This is a genomic window from Gammaproteobacteria bacterium, assembly GCA_016195665.1.
In the GTDB taxonomy this organism is placed as follows: Bacteria; Pseudomonadota; Gammaproteobacteria; order SURF-13; family SURF-13; genus JACPZD01.
Window position 1 is genome coordinate 82,744 of record JACPZD010000040.1, and the last position, 7,922, is coordinate 90,665.

A 7,922-nucleotide genomic window follows, 5' to 3' on the forward strand; every position below is an offset into this window, starting at 1 on the left:
CTAACGCTTGCGCCGCTTAAGCCAGACGCTGAGGCCGAAGCCGAGCAGCAGCAGGGGCAGAAAAAACAGGAACCCAAGACCAATCACTGCGGTGGCCGTGCGCGACAGGTTGAGCGTGGTGTCGGGCGCGGTGCGCGACCCCACGGCGATGAGGGTATCGTCGTGATTCAGCCAATTCACGAGGTTCAATCCCAAGTCCAGATTGCCGCCGTTGCCGAGAAAGGCGTTAGACAAAAAATCCCCGTCCCCCATGACGATGATGCGCTGTTCCATTTTATCCGCACCGGCGTTACCGGTCGCCCTCGGCATCCTGCCTCCCGCGACATTAGCGCTTCCCTGTGCGTCAAAAGTTTGCGGCGCCTCACGGGTCAGGCTCACTCCGATGGCGAGAGGCCCGGCTACATCCTTGCCGCGATCCATTGCAATCTCGCCATTCAAGTCACCGGTCTCCGACCAGCTGCGCGCGCCGCTCTCCAGAAACACTTGGCCCTGCCAGCCTTCGGGCGTCTTGAGATCCATCCCGCTCGCCTGCGGAAAAACGGTCAGTGTGTGCAGATCCTGAGTAACAGGGTGGGGCGGATAGTCCGCGACCAGCGCCACGTCGGGACGCTTGATGCCTAGCAATTGGGCGGCCGGCTCGACGATGACGCCGGGTTGAAACTCGATGCCAAGCTGCTCGGCGACCGGCTCCAGTCCGTGCAGCGGGCCGGGATCACTGAGCCAAAGCAGATTGCCTCCTGCGCGGATGTAATCCTGAATGAGATTGACCTCACCCGGCAGCAGGTCCACCTGCGGGCCGGCGATGACCAGCACCGTGGTGTTGACGGGAATCTGCGGCTTATCGGTCAGGGCGAGGATCTGCACGTTGACGCCCTTATCCAGCAAATGACGTCCGAAATCGCCGAGATCATGGTTGGCGGCGCCGTGCGGATTGCGCTCACCGTGCCCCGACAAAAATACCACCCAGTGCTGCCCGGAGCGGGCCACCCGTTGCAGGGCGTTGCTCAGGGTTTGTTCGCTGAGCGACTGAACCTTGGTGTTGCGTCCCGCGTATGCGATGTGCAGTTCCCCGTCCACGGTGACACCCAACTGACGCACCCGCTCGGGATCGGTATCAGGATTCACGAAGCGCAGCTCGATATCGGGCTTGTAGCGCCTGTAATGATTCACCAGTTCCGTGATCTGTCTGCGCAGCGTTCCCGTCTCGCGGGCATAGGCGGTGAAGGTGACAGGCCCGGCAAGTTTTTTTAACAGTGTTTGACTGGCGTGGGAGAGGGTGTTGCGGCCGCTAGCGGTCCAATCGGCCTCATAGCTATAGCGGGTGCTAAGCCATCCCAGAAGGCCCATCACACCAAGAAACAGTATCACAAACAGCGCATTTTGCAGCCGCAGTTGGAGACGGGATTTAGGCGTAACGTCCATAATTCTAAAAACGACTGTTCAACCGCCAAGGCGCCAAGCTCGCGAAGAAAATCAAAATAGTTATCCTCTCAGTCCAATTTCTTTCTATACATGGGGACGCAAATATTGCCGCATCTTTCACCCCTTCCCCCTCCACGGGGGAAGGTTGGGATGGGGGTGAAAAGCCCTATGCATCAAGGTATTTCAACCACCCCCACCTTAGATGCCTTTGGCGTCTTGGCGGTCCTAATTATTTTTAGTGTGGCAAGCGGTCGGCGTCGAGCCTCCGCACGGCCAACACCAGAAAGGTGATGATGAAGAGCAGGTAGTACAGGATGTCGCTACTATTAAAGACGCCGCGCAACAGGGCCTCGTAATGCCGCACCAGCGACAGATAGGCAAACAGACCGCCGCCGTCGGAGCCCGCCCAGTCGAGCAGCCACAGCAGTAGCAGCAGGCCGAAGCTCGCGATGGCCGCAATAGTGGGTTGTGCGGTGAGAGTGGAGATAAACAGGCCGGCGGCGGCAAAGCTCGCCGTCAGCAGGGTGAGCCCCAGCAGGCCGGCTGCGAACTGCCCGAAATCCAGACGGCCGCCCAGCAACAGTGACAGCGGCATCAGTGCGAGCAGGCTTATCACAATGAGGAGAAAACCGAGCACGCCCAGATATTTTCCCACAATAATCTGTGTCATCGAGATGGGCGCGGTGAATAACAGGGACAGGGTTTGACTGCGCCGCTCCTCACTGACAAGCCGCATGGTGAGCAGCGGGACCACCAGCAATAACACGACAGCGGCGCTGCCGAACAGGTTCGCGACGACCACGTCGCCCAGGCTTATCGCGTCGGGTCTGCCGGCCAGGCTGGGCTGCACCTGCAAAAATAAATCAACGCGGATCAGAAACAGATAGCCGAGGATGATCTGTATCACGGCCAGTACCGTCCACCCCAGCGGAGACAGAAAAAGACTGCGCAGTTCCTTCGCGGCCAAGGCAAATATCATCAGGCCGCCGCCTCCTGTTGAGTTATATCCACAAAGATCTGTTCCAGCGAGAGCCGCTCCGGGGTCAGTTCATAAAGACCCCAGTCGTGTTGCACCGACATGGTGACCAGCGTCTCGGCGGGATTTTGTTGCGGCGGATGGTGCACGCGCAGCCGCCCGTCGTCCAGGCTTTCCACGGCGATGACGCCCGGCACCGCACGCAGTTTCTCCAACAGGGGAGGGTTGCGCAATCCGAGATAGAGACTGGAGGCGTCCATCCGGCGCATCAGCCCCTCGATGCCGTCGCTCAGCACCAATCGCCCCTGATGAATGATTTGCACCCGGTCACAGGTGGCTTGCACCTCCGGCAGGATGTGGGTGGAGAGGATGATGCTGTGCTCGTTGCGCAGATCGCGGATCAGGCTGCGAATCTCTCGGATTTGAATGGGGTCGAGTCCCACCGTCGGCTCGTCGAGAATCACCACGGCGGGGGAGTGAATAATGGCCTGGGCGATGCCGGTCCGCTGCTGATAACCCTTGGACAGATTGCCAATCAAGCGCCGCCCCACCCCGGTGAGACCGCAACGCTCCTTGACAGTGCTGATCGCGTCACGCCGGCGGCCGCGCGGGATACGATGGAGCTGTGCGCAGAAGCTTAAGTATTCATCCACGCTCAACTCGCGGTACAGCGGCGGCTGTTCGGGAAGGAAGCCGAGCGCGGCCTTGGCCAGTCTGGGCTGATCGAGGATGTCGTAGCCGGCGATCCACACCCGCCCTGCGCTGGGGGCGAGATTGCCGCTAATGATCTGCATGGTGCTGGATTTACCCGCGCCATTCGGCCCGAGGAACCCCAGCACCTCGCCGCGCCGCACCTCGAAACTGACATCGCGCACGGCGCACAGCGCGCCGTAATAACGCCACAGGTGTTCGACTCGGATCAGGGTTTCACTGTTCATATCAATATTGTCTAGGCGACTCTTTTATTAATAATATTAATAGGTTATAGGCTTATAGGGTCCATATGGAAGAATGGTCTTGACTGCCTTTAGTGCGCCAAGATAACCCTAATCTTCATATCACTGCAACAATTAGGCTGTTATCATCAGCCTCAGTAAACAGAAGAACCGATATTCTAACTACGGACGAAGAGGAGAGCAGTCATGAATCTTTCAGCACGAGCAGGTTTAACATTTCTGTTATCACTGGTTTCGGCCAGTCTGTTTGCTGCCCCCCCCCCCCGCAGGATGTAAAGCCCGAAGTCACTGAGCTTATTGTCTTGTATAATGCCGAAGCCCAAAGCGCTCCGGCTACCGCCGAACAGATCGTAGACGCCACAGATCACCCCAATACGACCCCCACCAATGCCGCCCTGTATTCACGGTTAGGCTCACCCAAGGCAGGGAGGCTGTTGATTCCGGAACGCATTCCCCCTCTCCGCCGCGTCACCTTGAACAAAACCGATCCGGAAGAAATGTTGCAGCGGTATGTAGTACTCACCTATCCCAACAGCGTTGTCGCTACTGTGATGAAGGAAAAGCTGTCACGTGACTCGAACGTGATCTGGGTGGGTGAAAATAGTTATGGGGAATATTCCGTGACTCCATCTGATCCACTCTTTCCTTGGTACTCTTGGTATTTCACTGTGTATAACAGTCAGTGGGGCATGAATAGTCTGAGTTTAGGTACTGCCTGGGACAAAGTAAGAGGTCATGCGTATCTAGGGCACATCGATAACGGGATACAACTGGGCCATCCGGATTTGGCAAACTTGAGTCAACCCTGGCTAACCAACTTTCGCGTACAGTTTTCTGCCAATTACGCCACGACCAATACGAGCGTGGATGAAGATCCTGCAGGCTCTGGAAATGGTGCAGCAGGTCGCGGCAGCCATACCGCTGGCATCATGGCGGCAGCAACCAATAATTCATTGGGGGTGGCGGGCGCATGTTGGAATTGTAGCCTGATGGTAATTAAGGCAGGGGCGCCAAGCATTATAAAGTCAGCAGCTATTTCAGGCATAAATCGTACAGTGTCTACCGGTGCTCAAGTTCTTAATCTAAGTTTCGGTTTGCAATTCGACAACTGCACTTGGACTAACTCTAGTTGTAATTGCACAAGTTATCCGAATGATCCTCTCTGCCCAGCTTTGGCTTATGCGGCTGCGCAAGATGTTGTAGTAATTGCAGCATCGGGCAATCATGGTTTCTTGAATACAACCCCGACTATCACGAACACAATCCAATTTCCTGCTGCTGATCCGCGCGTCATTGCGGTAGGAGGTACCGACGCTTATGGCAATATCTGGCAGGAATCGAACCCACAACCCAACTTTGTTGGTTCAAATGGAGGTCAGAATCTGGCACTTGTCGCACCCGCTAAGGATGTGTTGTCAACCGTCTATACCAATTACAATTGGAATGCACCTTTACGTTGCGGAGACAACGCCGGCGACTCAGTCGGCGCAGGCTACGGCATTTGTACCGGCACCTCAATGTCGGCGCCGCATGTCGCAGGCATCGCCGGCTTGCTGAGGTCTGTCAATCCTCTATTAACCCGTGATCAAATCAAGAGCTATCTCGTTAGTTACGCTAGCCGCTATCCCAACTGGGATCGGGCATGGGGCTATGGTATTCCAAATGCCAATGCCTCAGTCATGGCGGTACAGAGCACGAATGATCGGCTTACCCCTTTATTTAGCTTCTATAGCTCAGGCCTCGAAAACTATTTCTATACCACTGTCCCCCAAATGGGTAAGGCCGCCGTTACGGGCAATGTGCTTCCTGGGCCTGGCTTTCCCTTTAATCTTTACTATCCCTACGCCAGTGTGGGCACTGCCTTGTGGAGCTATACCGGTTTCCCAGGAGGCGCTTCGCAAGTACCTCGTGCTCAGGTCTGGGTATACACCACCCATGTGAACCCTTTCTCTCCCTATTATGAGCTTGTCCCCTTGTATCGCATGAGTTACAAATGCGGTGACCCTGCGCCTTACAATCCCATATGCAGCCGCAACTATAGCCACGTTGACCACACTTACACCACCGAGTTAACAGGGGTACAACAGTACGTAAGCTCGGGTTACAAATTAGACGGGATAGAGGGCTATATCTATCCCAAGTCGCTCTCTCCCCAACCTGGGATGGTGCGGTTGATGCGCAAGTACAATTCCTATCGGGATGATCATGCCATTTTTCCTGAGAGCGAGCTGAGTTACATGACCGGCCAGGGCTATACCCAAAACTCGGGGAACACCGACTGGATTGGTTATGTCTATCCAAACTATGGCTATCGTCCGTATTGACACTCGATGCTCCTCCGCATCAAGTCTGAGGAACACACAAGAGCGGCCCGCCCTCAGGGCGGGCTGTGTTTTAATCTGATCAAACCGGAATGTTTAACTATGATGAACGATCCCTCACTGCGTTGGCGTATGGCGCTATCCATACTGCTTATAGTATTCATCATCCCGAGCCTGGTTTATGCCCGAGCCGGTGATCTGGATTCAAGTTTCGGCAATAACGGGGTTGTGTTCTACAGCCCCTTTGAACCCGGCTTCGCTGGAGGCAGCGTAGTGGTCCTACCTGACGGCAAAATAATGGGGGCTAATTCACAATACTCCAGCGCAACTGGATATGATTTTAGCTTGACCAGACTTAATGCTAATGGAACTCTCGACACTGGTTTTGGAAATGGGGGGAGTGTGAGAACCGATCTGGGCTATAGTGAATCCCCGAGCGCCATACTAAGGCAGCCGGATGGCAAACTGGTGGTAGCTGGAACTGCGATCCAACTTAATGTACTCGGTGAGATAGATTTTGCCCTGGTCCGTTACAACACCGACGGGAGTTTGGATACCGGCTTTGGGAACGGTGGAAAAGTCATCACTGACTTCGCGGCTAGCCAGGATTATGCGCATAAGATTGCCTTGTTAGAAGATGGAAGGCTAGTGGTAGCAGGTGTATCGTTTTCCCCGGTGTCATCAGACAGTTATACTACCCTTGCTCGCTATCAGGCTGACGGGAAGCTTGATACCAGTTTTGGTGTCGGAGGGAAGGTAACTACTTTGTCCAGCGGCGGTAACGAAATAGGGACCCTAGCTGTCCAGCCGGATGACAAGCTTATCGTGGCGCGCAGCACACAGCTCGTTCGCTATCACCCAGACGGCCGTTTGGATGAAAGCTTTGGCGTGGCCGGCAAAGTGGACGTGCAGGAAGGCAATGCAGTCACTATACAACCGGACGGCAAAATCCTTATAGCGGGGGCTGCTTCGATAGGCTCGGGGAATTCCGCCTTTGTCTTAGCCCACTATACCGCTAATGGCATCCTGGATAGCGGTTTTGGTAACGCTGGCCAAGTCATTACGGATTTTACGGCAGGAAGTGATTCTGCTACAGCCGTTGCTTTACAGCCGGATGGCAAAATTATAGTTGCCGGGATAATAGCTATATCCCTCCAAGACGGAATATTCGGTGTCCCCCCTCCTTGTGCATATGGTGGGGCGTTGGGTCTCGCGCGTTACGACGCTAATGGCGGCTTGGACACTACTTTTGGTGATGGCGGGAAGATAATCACCGCATCAGTGCTTGCTACGGGTGTTACCATATCTGTAGCGGCCGACAATAAAATAATCCTTGCAGGAGGTCTCTGTAGCGACATACAAAAATATAATTTCACTCTCACCCGCTACCTCAACGACTCCGGCCTCCCCCAACCCGGTTGGTGGTGGAATCCCAACGAAAGCGGGCGCGGCTTCAGCGTCGAGGTGAGTCAGAATACCCTGTTCATGGCGGGGTATTTGTATGACACCTCGGGCCGGGCGACCTGGTACACCTCTGCGGGACCAATAACTAATAACACCCTTTATCAAGGCATCCTCCAGTCGTTTGGCAACGGGCAGACTTTGTCAGGACCGTATAAATCCTATGCGCTCACCAACCCCAATGCCGGCAACGTCACGGTACAGTTAAGCGACGCCACCCATGGCACCCTCACCTGGCCGGGCGGGACGATACCCATAGAGCGCTATACATTCGGTGCAGGAACCCCGAGCTTTCAGCCTGAAGCCGGCTGGTGGTGGAGTGACAGTGAAAGCGGCAGAGGCTTTACCCTGGAAGTGCAGGGTAACAAATTGTTTATCGGCGGCTATATGTATGATGACCAAGGCAATCCGGTCTGGTACATCTCCGCCGGTAATATGACGTCTGCTACGCTCTATCAGGGCCAGTGGGAGCAATACGCTAATGGACAGACCTTGACAGGCCTCTATCAGAAACCCACTCAGGTGAATGCCAATGTAGGAAATATCACCATTGAATTCACAAGTAGAACCACCGCGACGCTCACGCTGCCGGATGGCAGGCAGATCCCGTTGACACGGTATCGGTTTTAGCTCTCCCTCACCCCCGCCCTTGTATGTTTCGTTTTGCTGGACATGAATGAGTTGGTTGATGGTTAATTCAGCCCGGCCCGGCAGCTCGATCAGCCCTAGGGACACCAAGCCCGTGGGAGAGCAAGGAGCGTCGTGCCGGTTTTTCAGTGCTAACCC

Annotated in this window: 5 protein-coding genes; 2 read left to right on the plus strand and 3 right to left on the minus strand. The window is 55.2% G+C overall.

The genetic code is table 11. From position 1 onward, the window contains the following. The 3 genes from HY028_12000 to HY028_12010 all read right to left on the minus strand — a co-directional run bounded on the left by HY028_12000 (position 1) and on the right by HY028_12010 (position 3,336). A complete protein-coding gene (locus tag HY028_12000; GenBank protein MBI3345551.1) occupies positions 1 to 1,422 on the minus strand; it encodes a GldG family protein in 1,422 nt (473 codons plus the stop codon). A gap of 235 nt (positions 1,423 to 1,657) precedes the next feature. Beyond that, complete coding sequence (locus HY028_12005; GenBank protein ID MBI3345552.1) at positions 1,658 to 2,404, minus strand: ABC transporter permease subunit; 747 nt, start codon at positions 2,402 to 2,404, stop codon at positions 1,658 to 1,660. Then, positions 2,401 to 3,336, minus strand: a complete 936-nt coding sequence (locus HY028_12010; GenBank protein MBI3345553.1) for an ATP-binding cassette domain-containing protein — start codon at positions 3,334 to 3,336, stop codon at positions 2,401 to 2,403. Before HY028_12010 ends, HY028_12005 begins: the two co-directional genes overlap by 4 nt. Positions 3,337 to 3,788: 452 nt before the next feature. Between HY028_12010 and HY028_12015 the strand changes: the two genes are divergently transcribed. Both HY028_12015 and HY028_12020 read left to right on the plus strand, forming a co-directional pair. Continuing rightward, on the plus strand, positions 3,789 to 5,678 hold the full coding sequence (locus HY028_12015; GenBank protein ID MBI3345554.1) for a S8 family serine peptidase: 1,890 nt from the start codon (positions 3,789 to 3,791) through the stop codon (positions 5,676 to 5,678). Positions 5,679 to 5,777: 99 nt separating this feature from the next. Continuing rightward, entirely contained in the window at positions 5,778 to 7,766 is a 1,989-nt protein-coding gene (locus HY028_12020; protein MBI3345555.1) for a hypothetical protein, read from the plus strand. Positions 7,767 to 7,922 lie beyond the last annotated feature (156 nt).